This is a genomic window from Pedobacter terrae (assembly GCF_900100705.1).
GTDB classification, from domain to species: Bacteria; Bacteroidota; Bacteroidia; order Sphingobacteriales; family Sphingobacteriaceae; genus Pedobacter; species Pedobacter terrae.
On record NZ_FNCH01000026.1, the window covers coordinates 1 to 16,377 of the forward strand.

Below are 16,377 nucleotides of genomic sequence, written 5' to 3' on the forward strand. Positions count from 1 at the left end.
TCAGCAACAAAAAAAGAAATAATAGCGCCAATATGTTACCTGGTATATCGCCGGGAGGAGATCTCATTGCCATTTTTATGCCCAAAATAGAATTTCGATCCAAGATCTGTTCGCAAGTGCAGATCAAAAATGAAATTGAGGTTAAAAATATAATTATCGGGGAATAAAATCAGGTGATATTCATCTTTAGAAGTTAGTAATATTTAGATTACGACAGACATGCGGATTTTAGGAGCTATCGGGTGCAACGCAGTCGGGAAATCTAACTAAATAGATCTCTCCCCGCCTGTACGGGCAGGCATTTCGCTGCGCTACAGTCGATGACGACCACACTATTGGATTCTGTCAATGGTGGCCTGTCGAAGGATTTGCCATAATATTGTTATGGCGTTTCGACAGGCTCAACGTAAAAAGACTTCTAGCAATTGGCTTTTTTACAGCCTCTTGATCTAACAAGATCTTATTATTTCAGATCAAAACGATCTAAATTCATTACTTTATTCCAGGTAGCCACAAAGTCTTTCACAAATTTATCTTGTGCGTCAGCACTTGCGTAAACCTCTGCAATCGCCCTTAATTCGGCATTAGAACCAAATACGAGATCGGCGCGGGTTGCGGTCCATTTTGGCTGACCAATTGAACGGCTGCTTCCCAGATACAGCTCTTTATCTTCTGCAATGGCCTTCCATGCGGTTTCCATATCCAATAAATTGACAAAGAAATCGTTGGTAAGCTGACCCGGTTTTGTAGTCAGGACGCCATTTTTGGAACCATCGAAATTAGCATCCAAGGCACGCAAACCACCTACCAATACGGTTAATTCAGGTGCTGTTAAAGTAAGTAACTGCGCTTTATCAATCAGGAATTCTTCTGTAGGAACCTGCGACTTAGATTTACGGTAGTTACGGAAACCATCAGCTGCTGGCTCCAAATAACCGAATGATTCTACGTCGGTTTGTGACTGCGAAGCATCCATCCGGCCAGGCGTAAAGGGTACTGTAACTGAGTGTCCGGCATCAGCGGCTGCTTTTTCTACTGCTGCAGCACCTGCTAACACAATTAAGTCGGCCAAAGAAACTTTTTTGCCATCAAGCTGCGCGGCATTAAATTCATTCTGAATCCCTTCTAATACACCCAATACTTTTTGCAATTGCGTCGGATTGTTAACGGCCCAGTCTTTTTGCGGTGCCAAACGGATCCGTGCACCATTGGCGCCACCGCGTTTATCGGAACCACGGAAGGTAGAGGCAGAAGCCCATGCAGTAGAAACCAGTTCTGAAACACTCAATCCGGAAGCTAATATTTTTGCTTTTAGTGTGGCCACATCATTTTCATTAATCAATACATGATCAACAGCAGGTATCGGATCTTGCCAAAGCAATTCTTCCTGTGGTACGTCTGGACCGAGGTAACGAGTCACTGGCCCCATATCACGATGGGTTAATTTAAACCATGCTCTTGCAAATGCATCTGCAAACTGATCTGGATTTTCTAAGAAACGTCTTGATATTTTTTCATATGCAGGGTCGAATCTCAAAGCAAGATCGGTGGTAAGCATGGTTGGCAGGTGTTTTTTTGATCCATCAAAGGCATCAGGAATAATGGCATCTGCATTGATCGCTTTCCACTGATGAGCGCCCGCAGGACTTTTCGTTAATTCCCATTCAAATCCAAAAAGATTTTCGAAAAAATTATTGCTCCATTGCGTTGGTGTAGTGGTCCAGATTACTTCTAATCCGCTCGTAATCGCATCAGCACCTTTTCCAGAGCCATAACTGTTGCTCCAACCAAAACCCTGACTTTCGATACCAGCGGCTTCAGGCTCTTTGCCTACATGATCTGCTGAAGCGGCACCATGGGTTTTACCAAAGGTATGGCCACCGGCTATTAAGGCCACCGTTTCTTCATCATCCATCGCCATCCGACCAAAAGTATCGCGGATATCTTTAGCGGCAAGAATTGGATCCGGGTTTCCATCCGGTCCTTCAGGGTTTACATATATTAATCCCATCTGCACCGCTGCAAGTGGTTTTTCTAAATTGCGGGAGTGTATATCGCCATCAGCATCATCATCACTCACCAGCACACCGTGTGTTTTATCTGCGCCATCAGAACCATGGCTATAACGAAGATCGCCACCCAACCAGGTGGTTTCTGAACCCCAATATACCGATTCATCAGCTTCCCAAACATCCTCACGACCACCAGCAAAGCCAAAGGTTTTAAAACCCATCGATTCTAAGGCAACATTACCGGTTAAAATCATTAAATCCGCCCACGAAATTTTGCGTCCGTATTTTTGTTTAATTGGCCAAAGTAATCTGCGTGCTTTATCAAGACTTACATTATCCGGCCAGCTGTTTAGCGGCGCAAAACGTTGTAACCCGGCACCAGCACCACCACGTCCATCGCCTACCCTATAGGTTCCGGCACTGTGCCAGGCCATACGGATAAACAAACCACCATAGTGACCGAAATCTGCCGGCCACCAATCTTGCGAATCGGTCATCAGTGCATGAAGGTCTGCTTTTAAGGCGGCCAGATCTAAACTTTTAAAAGCCTCAGCATAATTAAATCCGTCATCCATTGGGTTAGATAAACTGGAATGCTGACGTAAAATACTCAACTTTAATTGTTTTGGCCACCAATCGCCATTTCTGGTACCGCCACCTGCTACATTACTCTTCATGCTGCCGTTATGGAACGGGCATTTGCTGATATCGTTCGATTCTTTTTCCATTATGTATAATATTTTGTTAGTGAAAATCTGATTCGTTATTAAAAATTAACCAATGATTAAAATTAGAGAATAGAAATAACTAATCACAATCATTTAATTCTATAAGGAAATAGTTAGAATCTATTGCTATTCGATATCAGTAATTTAGGAGGATGCCAGAGCTTAGATCCACAAATTTAACCTGATGTTAATCCTTCCTTAAAATAAAAAAGGCCACATTAAGCATTTAAATTTCGGAAGGTAGGACGTAAGTGGCTTGATCAGAATATTCCCAGAAATTTCTTTCTCTTTTTACCTTTCTGTTTCCTGGCCTTTTCTGATGCTTTAACTTGCTGTGCCCATCGCGTTTTTCGGATACTATCTTCTCTCGCTGTTTGCAGGGCTTGCCTGTATTGTTGATTTGCGATTTCAAATGGTGACTGGTATGGAGTTACCGGCGAAGTTATCACATTATTGTTTTCGGTCTTAGCTAAGCTGTAAACTACAAAGGCAACCACTAAGGTACAGGCGGCAGCGTAAGCTAAAAAAGTCTTTCTTGGCGCATGGATGTAATTTTCGTGGTGATATTCACCTGTCGAAGTATTGTATTTTATTCCTGCCTTCAGGGCCAGGGGTTTTAATGTGGCCAGTTCTTTTTCAAGCTCTTCGTTCTTTTGCTGTGTTTCGCCATATAAAGCGGCATAACGCAGGGCTTCATTGGGCATGGTGTTTTCTGTACGCGCAATGCCCTGTGGCACTGACAATAGGCCGGCAGTAATTGCCTTCTGCAATTCCATTCCATTGGCATACCGGTCAGCTGGATTTTTTTGCAGGCAGCGCCCAATCAGTTCGATCAACCAGTGGGGTACCTGCATTTCGGAATTCAGAATATCCTCCTGAAAGGTATTTTCCAGATTACTTTTACGCAGTAACATGGCGCCCGGGATTTCCTTTTCAAGATGTGATATCATGACCGTATTGCGGGCGGTATCGCCTCCTCCTTCGAGTGGAAAAGGAACCTGCCCGGCCAGGAGCTCATACAGGATAATACCGTAACTATAAATATCTGTCTCTAAAAGCATTTTTCCTTCATGCTGTTCCGGTGCCATAAACTCTACTGCCCCGGCATGGCGAATGCTTGTTCTGCGCTGCTCCTCACTCATAATGGCCAGACCAAAATCCAATAACACGTAATTGGCGGTCTGCGTATTGTACTTCACATTATTGCTTTTAACATCGCCGTGTTTGACCCCAAACTGATGACAATGTGCAAGTGCCGCAGCCAGTTGTTCAGCTACTTTCAACAGTTCTTTAACGGTGAAAACTTTTTGATGCGGAGGCAATAGCAGTTCGCTAAGTTCGGGACCTTCGATGTATTCCATTTCTATATAAGGAAAAGCGCCGCTATCGGTAATCCCTGAACTCAGTATCTTAACCACGTTCGGGCTGGGATGGGTGTTTACCTGCTGCAGCTTATTCACTTCATTGAGAAAATTCCGGTAGTTTTTATCACTTTCATCTTCCACATAAATTGGTGTGGGGATAAGTTTAATGGCCGAATAAACCGGTCCCATGCGCATCCCCTTATAAACAGATCCCTGCCCACCGGTTTTTAATGCACCGAGGTTTTGTAGCCCTTCTGCAATGGTAAAAATTTTACTCATGATACTGCGGCTTAAAACTAAACTCCAATACAACCGATTCGCCTAAGATAATCTGATCTCCCTCGGCTAATTCCTGCCCGATCTGGGTTGCGTGGAGTTTTACGGTTTTTTCGGTAAGTGCCGAACGCAGTTTTACCTTATTGCGGGGTGGTATTCCACCTTCATCTGCAAAGATCACGAATTTAGCTAGATTTGTATCCCATTCGATATGTGCGTGCTGTCTGCTGATGTACTTATTTCGTTCATCATCACTTTCCGATGGAAATGCAATGTGGTTGGTACGGAAATAACCTTCATCAGACTGTGCCTTTTCATCTCTGCCGATATTGTATTTTCCACCCTCGGAAGTTATTTCATAGCTTGGCTGTAAAGTTTTGCCGCTAAGTGCTTTTAGGTAAGCTTTAGCCTGTTGCTTAACAAAATGGGTTTTGGTTTTAACCAACAGTGCAACTGGCAGCTGTTGCATTTCTACCGCATCGTCTGGAAAAGCTTCATCGAAAGCAAATGTGAGTAACCAGCCCGAGGGCAGATCCAGGGAATAGTCATCACTGATCCGTTGTATTTCATTTTTTAATTGGTCGGGGTCCTCGGTAAACACGGCAGCTTCATACACATGACGCGTTGCAGGGCTGCAGTGGATGAAAATCCCCAAACCTTTGATATTTGCGCCTTCTCCGCCTTCCGCTTTTTGCAACTCCTGTTTTACAAACTGTAATAATGCGTGCCTGATTCCCTTCACATCATCGGGATGTTCCGAACTTGCGCTCTTGAAGAGGTCGAATATCATTTTCATTTGTTTATTTGTTAGTACTTGCTAATGTGTTAAAAAAATATCGGGTTCAACATCTGCGCTGCCTCCAATTGGCTGAAGCTCCACAAACTATGATTTATAGTTTGCGTTAAAATGCTTCAGCGCTTCCATTAAGTTCTGTAACAGGTGCCTTGTTGTTATCCTTCACCGAAGGCAGAATGCTTTTGATATAGCCGCCCTCTTTTAAGAACGGGATTACATGCCTGCCGGCCAATCGTACAGCGTCTGATGATCCTTTGGTAGCCTCAATGCGTATACAGACTACTATATGGCCATTGCCTGTTGCAGTCGGTGCAAAAAATACATACCAGCCATCATTAATCTGTTTTTTCTTCCAGATCCGCTCCGGCGTACCTGTTTTACCGGCTACGGCCAGTCCAAGCGTATGCGCTTTTGCACTGCTCTGTTTGATCATATACTCCTGCATCAGCCTGGCGTATGCCGGATTGTTTACCAATTTCGTACCAGTTTTTATCGCCTGTGGCTGACCGCTTACTTTAAGTACAAACCTGTTTGCAATCATGTTTCCATTATTTGCAATCCCCGCAGCCATTCTTGCTACTGCCGCCGGGGTCGCAATAAGTGCGCCCTGCCCCCAGGCCATGCCGGAAATTCCTTTTGCCCTGGTTTTTCGGATATTGTTGGGATCATACTTCGGTTTAGTATTAAATTCGGTATTTCGCCAAAGCTGTTTCCATTTTTCTTCCTGTGCAGCGTTTTCGCTGGGCTTATTGTAATAATAGCCCCCAGCCCCATGTAGAAACATGCCTGTTTTTAAGTACAGCTCACCCATGTTTTCCTGCAACTGCTCCTGGTTTGCAAGTTTGATAAAATAGACGTTATTGGATTTAACCACTGCCCGTTCCAGATTAATCCATCCCGTTTCGTCTGGCTCAATACCTTTTGTACGGATACGTTCCCAGGAGGCCACCTGGTATTTTTTTTCAGCAGCGGCCATTCCCAGTTTATTGAAGGATGCCATGGCAGTAATCAGCTTTGCTGTTGAGCCTGGCTGTGTAAAATTGGTAAAACCAAGATCAGCTGTCGTTGTCCACCCCGAAAGCTGGTTTTGTTCTGCATTGGTCATGGTTAACCGTTCCCAATCATGTATGGGTGGCAATGGATATACCGCTGAAGTGAGAACATCACCAGAACTTGCTTCCATGATTACCACAGAAACCCGATTATCAGCAAGCGAAGTGTCTCTGGCAATTGACTTTTGGATCCTGGTCTGCAGGCCGGCATCCATGGTTAATTGTACATCTCGGTTTTTATTTTTAAAATCTTCCACTTCTTTGCTGCTGATTCCGGCCAGAAGCAATGGAGAAAGCGCGGCGTAATCTTTTTTCACAACCGTCATTTCCTTAACTCCCCGCGCCAGGAAACGGTTTTCGCTGTATCTCTTTGCGAGTACGGTAAAACTCTTTACAGGTAATTTAAAGCCGCGGAGTTCGGCCGCATGTTCATAATCTGCAAAGTAGCCGTTAACACTTCCGTTAAATATACCTGAATTTGCATCACCTGTCCAAAAGAACAATTGTTCTTCGAAAGGATAATATCGGTCTAAACGCTGATGTACTGCAGAATCGAGATTATAACTTGGGATTCCTGCACCGATGAGCTTAAAGTGTTGCGCCCTCACACTGTCGACATTGCTGGTTGCCATTAAAACCCCCTTTCGGTCGTGTATGGTTCCAGCTTTTAAACGACTCATCAATATGGCAATACGGGGATTGTAACTGAACATTCTCGCGCCACTACGGTCTGCAACCAAGGCCGGCTGTACAACCCATTTCCGGTTGTTCAGCACATAGCCTGCTACATTAGCGCCCAATAGCAGGATGCCCAGACAGGCAGCGATTAAGGCCGGCACCAGGTTTTTGTCTTGCGTTTTAGCGATGTATTGCATCTGTACTTCGCTGCCCCGGACAGCAGATACTGATAATAAAAATCCGGCGGCTAAAAAATTGAGTACCAGTGAAGATCCCCCATAACTTTGAAAAGGCAGGGATACCCCTGATAGCGGTAACGCTCCGGTAGAACCACCTGCTATGAGCAAAAACTGTACAAAGGTAGATACGCCGACCCCCGCACTTAGATAAAATAGAAAAGGAGAGCCTGTACGCCGCCCAATAATAATAGATCGGTGCAGGTACAACAGGAACAGCAGGAAGATGCACAATATTCCCGTTAATCCAAATTCTTCACCTATTGAAGGCAAGATCATATCGGTATGTGCTTCAGGAATGGTTTTGGCAAAGCCCTGACCCACACCCTGACCGGTTGCGCCACCGGTAGACATGGCCCACAGACCATTGGCCACCTGGTCGCCGCCATAAACCTCATTGTTCCAGGCATCCTGCCAGATTGCTTTCCGATCTCCCAGGCGCTGAACCGGCCCGGGGAAGACACGGTCCAAATATGGAATCTGATCAATGGTTAAAAAAGCCGACATAATCACCAGTACCATGATGGCGGACTCACTGAGCTGCCTGCGCCCGAAAAACATCAGCACACCTACCAAAAGCAAGGTTACTCCGGTAGATATCCATATGTTTTCAAAAACCCATGAAGCCAGTACGTATAATACGATAGCGCCTGCCATAAACATAAAATCGCCCCGGGAGAATGAAAATAGTATAATAAAAGTGAAACAAACTACCATCGCCGGCCCCAGGTCTCCCAATATCAGAAATAACATGAGGGTTAACAGTATCGCCAATAAGGCAAAGGAGAAGAAAGACCATCTTTTTTTCCAGCTCATATATTCACTGATCAGTTTCTCGTTTACGGCAAAAAATCCTGCGAGAAAAAAGATGATCAGATACTTCACCACTTCACTGGGCTGAAATCCGAACAGATTTACTTTTACACCACTTCCTTCTGGCCCGGTTCCGAATAAGATTGTGAGTGCCAGCAATCCAATGGCGGCCAGGGCCCATGGCCAGCCGTTTGCGGCTGATCGGATGTGCTTAAATAAAAGCAGTCGATAAACCCAGGTATCGGTATTGAAACGGCGTAGTTTGATGAACAGCATTAATAAGATACTCCCAAAACCTATGAACAGGTATAAGAGCGAATCTTTAGCTAAAAAACGGTCGCGCAGCGGATCCTGCAAACTCAGCAGCATCAGGAATGAGATGCCTGTGAGCATCATTGCTACAGGCAATATGACCTGATCGGCAGTGCTGAATTTCCATGAGAGGATGAAGTGGAGGAGTAAAAAGCCGGCAATTAGGCTTCCGCAAATGATCATAAACCACTTGTTGAATTCCTCAGGTGTTCTGATGATCAGCGATTTTTCCTTTTTGAGGATATTGAAGTCTCTGGTAGAGAAAAGCTTTATCGTATGTGGACGCTGTTCAAATGTGAAGGTGGTATTTTCATCAAGGTCTTGTACGCCCTTTGAGGCGCCAAACTGAAAACCTGGTTTTAAAGGCAATATCTTGAATGCATGATTGCCTGGCAAGTTAGCAAAGGTGAATTCACCGGCATTACCGGTACGGGCATAGACGGTGAGCTGTTGTAATTTCCGTTTACCGGCAGTATCCAAAGTATAAACCTTTGTAATGCCATTTGCTTTTTCCGTTATATTTTTAATGGTTTCTGTCGGCTCGTCGTTGTAAATACTGTCCTGCGGCAAAATCATTTCCAAACGAACCAAAACGCCTTGTACAGCTGTTTTATTTTCTACGATTTTCCCACTGATATCATACTCACCCATGCTGAGATTTACCTCTGAAGGGTAAGGACGGGGTTTACTTTGCTCCTGGTCGAAATTAATCGAATCATCACCTATATAACCCAGCAATGCCCTAGATGCCAGCACCCTTGCTTTAAATGATTTGCCACCTTTTGCGTAAGCCTCATCCGCAGGTAAAAAGTACCTGCGTTTGTTCACTTCGCCGATGTTATCGAGTTCCCCGGCATTTGGCGTTGCAGAAGCAATGGTTTTTTCTATCAGATCAATGTCCCGCTGATCTTCAAAATAGTAGCCCTTTTTAAGAAGGTTCCCGATGTGTTCAGCAGGTTTTTCTGCATTCAGGTTAACCATCGTGCCAGCTTTTAAACGCTGTTCAACTTCTGCAAATCTAGGCTGAATGATTGTGTATAACTGATAGAAGAAGAGTGCGAGAACGGTTGCAGTTGCTAATATAAAAATCCGTTCCTTAGCCCTGCTCACTTTGTCTGCTCCTTTATTCTGGTCCATTTTTTGAATCTGCGGTTTTAATGGTGTTGCCTTTTAGTGTACCAATCCTACTTAATGCTGCATTTACCGGTTTCTGGTCAGGGAAATGGATGCTGTTTTGTATGGGAAGCAAACAATTGCTAAAAGTGACGTTTTTGAGTAACAGTGCCTGGTCTGAAATAGCGATAGCGGTAGCGAAACCTTTAAATTGCAGGCTGTCTAGCTTCATTAACTTCGATTGAGGCAGCATCGTTATGGCTGCACCTTTATATCCGCTATCCGCTTGCAGCACAATGCCATTTGCAATAACATAGAGGGTGTCTTTCCCCAGACGTAACGTATCGCTGATCAGTACCGGACTCTTAAAAATCGAATCGGATAATACCAGAGTGTCCCCTTGGGTATGGTCTAACGCATCTTGTAATAACTGCTCCTGGCTGTTTCTCACTTTTTGTTTTGGCGATTGATTTACTGTTGAAACAGGGGCGGCTAATTGCTGGCGCTGCAGGTACAAAAATATGGTAGTACCAAGAAGAATGAGACACAAAATAACGAGTGTAGTGAACCAATAATTTCTTTTAGGTGCTGCATGAGTTGAAGGTTCTGTATTTTCAGATGGCCGTATGGCTTCATTTCTTTCTGCTCCTGTTACTGGCTGAACCTGTTGTGTATGGTCTGGCCTGGTGGGTTTTACCTGTTGAGGTGCTTTATTGTTCTGCAGCAGCACAACGGTGATGTTGTCACGGCCGCCATTTTCATTGGCAAGAGCGATAAGGTTGCCGGCTTTTTTAGCCAATGTATCTCCTTGCAAAAGCAGGGTGGTAATGTCCTGCCTGTTTACCATATCGGTCAGTCCATCACTGCACAATAAGAGGAGATCGCCTGGAAGGAAAGGAGATTGACCGGTTTCAATATAACTCTCATCGGTAGCAATCTGATCACTGAAACCGATCGCCTTATTGATTTCATTCCGTTTTGGGTGCTGCATGGCAGCGGCCTCATCCAATCTTCCCGAATCTTCCAGAAAGCCTACAAATGAATGGTCTTTAGAAATTTTAATCAAGGATCCATCCCGTAGCAGGTATAATCTGGTATCGCCAACGTGAGCATAATAAAATTGATTGTGTTCAATATCCGCGACTACCATAGTGGCCACACAGGCCATTTCAGAAAGCGTAGTTTCGGTTTGCTTTTTGGCAACAATCACTTCGTTTGTATTCCTGAATGCGCTGATCATCTGGGAAATTGGATCGGCTGGGCGACCTGAAAACTGGATCGAAATCTGTTCTGCGGCAATAGCGGCTGCTACCTCTCCGCCATGATAGCCACCTACACCGTCTATCACAGCTGCCAAAATCAACTGATCGTTGGTAAGGGACTTAACAATAAAGCTGTCCTCGTTGTTCTGTCTGGATTTGCCGGTGTCTGTGAGGCCAAAAAAGTGTTTATCCATTTTTATTACGGGAATTTTTAATGTCTTTGAAATGAACGATCATCAGCGCAACGACCAATGATAACAATAAAATTGATAGCAGTTGCGACATAAACTAAGGTTTAAATAGGTTTATACCAATTATACCGTTGAGTAACATCCTGGAGTTAAGCGGCAAAGAAACCCATTGTGGTGAATTAATTTCGCTGCGTTGCACCAAAACCTCGTTCAAAGTGGTAAGTTCGCCGAAAGAAGCTAAATAGAAATTACCGTCTGTTTTGTTGTAGCGGATATGTAAGTGTGGTGAATTGACCCATTCTGTGGCAATCTTGAAAATATTCGAATCTTCACGTCCATCATCATTTCCCGAAACGATAGTATCTTCAGTTTTAATCAGGAACTCGATTTTTTTGCCCGAAAACTGTTTGTCCGGTATAATGGCTTCCAACCGGCCGATAACAGTCTGGTCTTTGGAAGGCGGAGTATTGCCTTCAACATATTCCAGTTGCGCATCATAGGGGATTTCCATATAGCCTTCGCTATAGTAAGTAAAACCTTTTAAAATATCGTTGTTGATATCGAATGTTTGCGCAATACCGGTTTGTCGGGGAATAAATGTTACCCGGAGATTTTCCGATTTCTGATTATTGTCTGGCAACAGTTTTCCAATAAAACCCTTATCGCCCCTTGCGTAATCGGGATGTGATACCAACCGAAAGACCCACTTTGAGCCGGATGGTTCGACATTCTTTCCGGCTTGCCGGTGCTCTCTTAAAATCTCATAAAATTTTTTGACTGTTTCCTGCACGATTAAGCCCAAGATACCCTGTTTATTATCTATAAATTCACGGTAATCTTCAGCGTTGAAAGTGATGATGAATTCATGATAAAAAACAATGCGATCAGCAAAAGATAATTCCCTGATGGACTCCTTGAATTTATCCACAATAAAGCTGTAAATGGTTTCCGGAGTAAGTTGCGGGGATTTTTGGCCTCTGCTGTTGTTTTCTTCGGTTAGAAACCAATCCTGAATACCGATACGCTGCCAGAAATTTGATTTTGTTTCCATATGTTAGGGGCCTATGTGGCGGTGAAGGACAATTGTTTCTTAAAAATTAAAATTCTATAGGACTCGATGAAGTATCGGGGTTAATGTTTTCTGTACTATCGGCTGCTTTATCTCTGGCTTTTTTAATCTCGGCATTGATTGCACTATCTACCATCCGCTTTGTTGCTGCTGCTTCAGCCAGCTTGCGCTGCTTCTCCAATCTTCTTCTTTCCTGCGCTGTGGTATCAACTGTAGATGGAATCGAATCTATGGTTTGAACAGTTTGCTGTGTCTGTGGTTTGCTTCCAAACTGGGAATAGCCCACAAAAGCGATTAATCCAATAATTGAGATGATCATTAGAATAAAAGCAAAATGAGGTAATAATATACCGTTTTTTTCGGGTACCTGGGCCACGCTTTCCAGTGTCAATACCTGTTTACGGAGTGCTTCGTTTTCCTTTTTGAGCAGATCCATAGCTTGATCGTCTATGGGTAAAACATTGCCTGATAAGCTTCCGCCAAGCACTGCTTCATGCAGGGCCATTCCATCGCTGTACCGAAGCATAGGATCTTTCTGCAGACATTTTTCGATCAGTTTTAAGAGCCAGTCCGGAACCTGCATTTCACGTTTTTTTTGCTCGTCGGTCCAGTTCTCAGGTAAGTTTGCCCTGCGTTGTGCAATCACGTCAGGCACTCCACTTTCCATATGACCGATCATTACCGAATTACGTGCGGTATCGCTATTTCCAGAAAGGGGAAAAGGAACCTGGCCACCCAGTAATTCGTATAAGATGATACCGTAACTGTAAACATCGGTTTGCAGAAGCATTTTGCCTTCATTTTGTTCGGGCGCCATAAACTCCACTGCACCTGCATGCCGGATACTACTTCTACGCTGCTCCTCACTCATAATGGCGAGTCCAAAATCGAGCAGTACATAGTTCGCGGTGTGCAAATTATATTTAACGTTATTGCTTTTAACATCGCCATGTTTTACACCAAGTTTATGGCAGTGCTCAAGGGCAGCAGCGAGGTGTTGCGCAACTTTTATCACTTCGCTAAGTGTAAATATCTTTTGGTGTGGGGGTTGAAGCAGCTCGCAAAGGTCTGGCCCTTCTATATACTCCATTTCTATGAATGGGAAGGATCCGCTTTCGGTTATACCGAAACTGAGCATTTTTACAACATTCGGACTAGGATTTTCATTTACCTTAAGCAACTTTGCAACCTCGTTTTCAAAATTGCGGTAATTTTTATCATCGCGGTCTTCTGTGTATATTGGGGTAGGGATTAATTTCACTGCGGAGTAAATTGCGCCAATGCGTTTGCCTTTATATACCGATCCTTGTCCGCCGGTTCGCAGCGCGCCCAAATTCTCTAGCCCTTCTGTAATTGTAAATACTTTACTCATATTTCTCCTAATAACAACTATAGAGATTTTTTGTTGCCAAATAATAATTTAATGTGATCGGGGGCTTGTAAAGCCTTTCCTTTTTGCCTGGCCAGAGAAAACTTTTACTGTTGCCGGCAGTCTCCGATTTAAAACATCAACTGGTTAAAATAATAATCGATTTTGCTAAAATAAGTATGTGGTTTCTTATCTGATTCATGAAGCCATTATTGTGCCAGAACCAAGTTGGCAACGCAACCAGGTCAATTGGTACGGAGTAAAAATCGTTGGGTTGGAACTTTAGTCTACTCATCTCATGAATCTGTATGGAAAATTAATCTTTGCAGTTTCGCCGAGCTTTAATATAAAAATCAATAGTCTTCAATTATTCACTGAAATCTATAAAACACATAGTGCAAAAGAATTGTATGGGAAAGAAAAAAGCTGCGGAAAATCGTGGAAATTTCGCAGCTTTTAATAAAAATTTGTGGAGCCGAAGGGAGTCGAACCCTTGTCCAGTTGTGAGATAAATTATACCTTCTACATGCTTATTTTTCAGTTGATTTTCGGGAAGTAAACGGGCTGAAAACCGACCTTGTTTAAATCCTTAGATACTTTATCTCACTTTAAGTCGTATCTCCTTAAAGCCAGCTTTGTTGTTTCGATGCCCCAGATTCTAACCCAACAATGCAGCAGTTAGAGGGACAAAAGCTAAGCTAGTTCTAAACTAGGCAGCTAAGGCGTAAGTATTTTCGCCAACTAAAATTTGATCGTTCACTTTAAGTGCTCTCCGAACAACGCACTGCATGCTAACATAACTTTCGCCACCCCGTCAAATCCAAGAACGGCCCCAGAGAAAGTTTTTCTGGTACAAATACCAGACCACAAATATACGAAAAACTGTGTTAAATCACAATTACTATCATCAAACCTCTGAAAATTCACAGCGACCACCCTCTTTTTGTCTTTAAATTTTGGGCGTTGGTCGATTAGCTTCCCAGGCTGGTATAATGCAACGATTTGTGCTGAAACGTTTACGGTGTCTGCACGTCTTAATATCAGAACAATCAATAAAACATTATAAAAAATTAAAACTCAAAGCATATGAAAACTTTACTTAAAACATTATTCGCATCATCTTTAGCATTAGTATTATCTGCTTCTGCAACATTATCAGCTCATGCAACTGAAACCATTAAACCTGTTCATGCTTCAAAAGCATTGAGTTTCAAACGCATTAAAGTAAAAGGAAATGTAGAGCTCACCATTGTACAGGGAAAACGTACGGGCATTAGTTATGCAGATGAAAACACCGGGGAAGTTAAGGTTATGCAAAGTGGAGATGGTTTAGAGATTACCGCTCTGGATAACAGCACCGCGAAACTGACCATTTATGTAAACGATATTTACCGTATCCAAGCCATGGATAATGCTAAAGTAAAAACACAAGGTAAAATCAATACGCAATACCTGCAGGTTTTTTTAAGTGGAAATGCATCGTTAGACTTAAATTCACAAACCGAAGGATTGTATACCGTGATTGAAGATCACGCTGATTTAACTTTAAGCGGCTCAACTCGCGACCATATGCTGGTAATGGGCAAAGAACAAAAGCTGACTATGGACAAATTTGTTGCCGCTAATACCAAAACCAGTTTAAACACGGAGAATGCACTAGCCTCACTTAGCAAATAAAAAAAAAGTTTATATTTTGATTCAGGCGGTCTATTTACGGGCCGCCTTTTTTGCTGGTCGAGAATTCGGACGGTTCGCACAATTAACGCATGTTTGTCTTTGCGAAGTTTTCTAAATAGTCATCCGCAGCCCATTAAACATTTCTGCTATAAAACGGAACAATCTGCGCAACCCTAAATGGATGCATCAGTTATCTTTAAGCAATCTGCTTAACGCTCAATATAGAGAATAAGGCGCATTAAACAACTTAATCAACCAAATATGATGAAATTCAAATTTATGATAATTGCTTTGGGAGCAAGCCTTAGCTTTGGCATATGCCAGGCTCAAAACAACCCGGAGACAATTAAAGAAGACTTTAAACCATCCGTAACAAATCAACCAGGCCAGGAGTTTCCGCAGGTTAATTCGCAAGGCTACGCCAGATTCCGCATCAAAGCGCCAAAGGCAGACAGTATCAGGGTGAGCCTTGGTCTTGGTGGCCAGGGCGGCACGAGGCTCAACAAAACGGCTGACGGATTTTTTACAGGTACCACTGCCGGTGCAATGGACGAAGGTTTTCACTATTACCACCTGACCATTGACGGTGGCGTATTTAATGACCCCGGTGCAATGAACTATTTTGGCTCTTCACGCTGGGAAAGTGGAATCGAAATTCCTGCTAAGGATGAAGATTTTTATGCCAATAAAAATGTAGCTCACGGGAATGTGCAGCAAATCCTTTTTCCATCAAAGAGCACCAGTTCATCACGCAGGGCGTACGTTTATACTCCACCGGGTTATGGCAAAGATAAACAACGTTTTCCGGTGCTTTATCTACAACATGGATGGGGCGAAGATGAAACCGCCTGGACTAATCAGGGGCGGGCGAACCACATTATGGATAACCTGATTGCAGAAGGAAAAATTAAGCCATTTATCATTGTAATGACCTACGGAATGACCAATGAAACCAAATGGGGACATATGAAAGATTTTAAGATCGATGGTTTTCAAACGTTATTAACTGAAGAGCTGGTCCCATATGTAGATAATAACTTTTCGACAATTAAAACCTCAAATGGCCGTGCGATGGCAGGACTATCGATGGGCGGCATGGAGACGCATACCATTACGCTTAACAAACCCGAACTTTTTGGCGCTTATGCGCTATTGAGTGGCGGAACATTCAACCCGGCTGAGCTGAAAGATAAACCAAAACCCCGATTGATTTTTATTAGCTGTGGAAGCAAAGAACGTCCTGAAGGTGTAAAAAATGCTGTGGCAGCATTAAAAGAGGCAGGCTATAATGCAGTTTCTTATGTTTCGGACAATACCGGTCACGAATTTCAGACCTGGCGCCGCAGCCTGCGTGAGCTTGCTCCGCTATTGTTTAAATAAAACATTAATATCCCAGCAACCAGGTTAATGGTTATAAAAGCTATCAGCT

The 16,377-nt window shown here is 43.4% G+C and carries 9 protein-coding genes and 1 other RNA gene; 2 read left to right on the plus strand and 8 right to left on the minus strand.

The window, feature by feature from the left end:
* Positions 1-463: 463 nt before the first annotated feature.
* From katG to ssrA, 8 genes are all read right to left on the minus strand, one after another.
* The gene (gene katG / locus BLR60_RS21955) at positions 464-2,740 is read right to left on the minus strand and encodes a catalase/peroxidase HPI (protein WP_090503847.1); all 2,277 of its coding nucleotides are present in this window, start codon (positions 2,738-2,740) and stop codon (positions 464-466) included.
* Positions 2,741-3,000: 260 nt separating this feature from the next.
* Positions 3,001-4,383 (minus strand): serine/threonine protein kinase, encoded by a 1,383-nt coding sequence (locus tag BLR60_RS21960; protein WP_090503850.1) that lies wholly within the window; start codon positions 4,381-4,383, stop codon positions 3,001-3,003.
* On the minus strand, positions 4,376-5,176 hold the full coding sequence (locus BLR60_RS21965; protein ID WP_244155722.1) for an FHA domain-containing protein: 801 nt from the start codon (positions 5,174-5,176) through the stop codon (positions 4,376-4,378). Before BLR60_RS21965 ends, BLR60_RS21960 begins: the two co-directional genes overlap by 8 nt.
* Positions 5,177-5,282: 106 nt before the next feature.
* Complete coding sequence (locus BLR60_RS21970) at positions 5,283-9,404, minus strand: FtsW/RodA/SpoVE family cell cycle protein (RefSeq protein WP_090503853.1); 4,122 nt, start codon at positions 9,402-9,404, stop codon at positions 5,283-5,285.
* The gene (locus BLR60_RS21975; protein WP_090503855.1) at positions 9,391-10,836 is read right to left on the minus strand and encodes a PP2C family protein-serine/threonine phosphatase; all 1,446 of its coding nucleotides are present in this window, start codon (positions 10,834-10,836) and stop codon (positions 9,391-9,393) included. Before BLR60_RS21975 ends, BLR60_RS21970 begins: the two co-directional genes overlap by 14 nt.
* 94 nt (positions 10,837-10,930) lie before the next feature.
* The gene (locus tag BLR60_RS21980; protein ID WP_090503858.1) at positions 10,931-11,884 is read right to left on the minus strand and encodes a hypothetical protein; all 954 of its coding nucleotides are present in this window, start codon (positions 11,882-11,884) and stop codon (positions 10,931-10,933) included.
* A 46-nt stretch (positions 11,885-11,930) separates the two neighbouring features.
* Positions 11,931-13,274 (minus strand): serine/threonine protein kinase, encoded by a 1,344-nt coding sequence (locus BLR60_RS21985; protein WP_090503861.1) that lies wholly within the window; start codon positions 13,272-13,274, stop codon positions 11,931-11,933.
* A gap of 464 nt (positions 13,275-13,738) precedes the next feature.
* Positions 13,739-14,105, minus strand: a transfer-messenger RNA (tmRNA) gene (gene ssrA, locus BLR60_RS21990).
* A 252-nt stretch (positions 14,106-14,357) separates the two neighbouring features.
* Between ssrA and BLR60_RS21995 the strand changes: the two genes are divergently transcribed.
* Both BLR60_RS21995 and BLR60_RS22000 read left to right on the plus strand, forming a co-directional pair.
* On the plus strand, positions 14,358-14,948 hold the full coding sequence (locus BLR60_RS21995) for a GIN domain-containing protein (RefSeq protein ID WP_090503863.1): 591 nt from the start codon (positions 14,358-14,360) through the stop codon (positions 14,946-14,948).
* Positions 14,949-15,209: 261 nt separating this feature from the next.
* Entirely contained in the window at positions 15,210-16,328 is a 1,119-nt protein-coding gene (locus BLR60_RS22000; RefSeq protein ID WP_244155723.1) for an alpha/beta hydrolase-fold protein, read from the plus strand.
* Positions 16,329-16,377 lie beyond the last annotated feature (49 nt).

Coding starts and splice junctions, on each gene's coding strand:
- katG (WP_090503847.1), bottom strand. CDS start 2,740: ATGGAAAAAGAATCGAACGATATCAGCAAATGCCCGTTCCATAACGGC.
- BLR60_RS21960 (WP_090503850.1), bottom strand. CDS start 4,383: ATGAGTAAAATTTTTACCATTGCAGAAGGGCTACAAAACCTCGGTGCA.
- BLR60_RS21965 (WP_244155722.1), bottom strand. CDS start 5,176: ATGAAAATGATATTCGACCTCTTCAAGAGCGCAAGTTCGGAACATCCC.
- BLR60_RS21970 (WP_090503853.1), bottom strand. CDS start 9,404: ATGGACCAGAATAAAGGAGCAGACAAAGTGAGCAGGGCTAAGGAACGG.
- BLR60_RS21975 (WP_090503855.1), bottom strand. CDS start 10,836: ATGGATAAACACTTTTTTGGCCTCACAGACACCGGCAAATCCAGACAG.
- BLR60_RS21980 (WP_090503858.1), bottom strand. CDS start 11,884: ATGGAAACAAAATCAAATTTCTGGCAGCGTATCGGTATTCAGGATTGG.
- BLR60_RS21985 (WP_090503861.1), bottom strand. CDS start 13,274: ATGAGTAAAGTATTTACAATTACAGAAGGGCTAGAGAATTTGGGCGCG.
- BLR60_RS21995 (WP_090503863.1), top strand. CDS start 14,358: ATGAAAACTTTACTTAAAACATTATTCGCATCATCTTTAGCATTAGTA.
- BLR60_RS22000 (WP_244155723.1), top strand. CDS start 15,210: ATGATGAAATTCAAATTTATGATAATTGCTTTGGGAGCAAGCCTTAGC.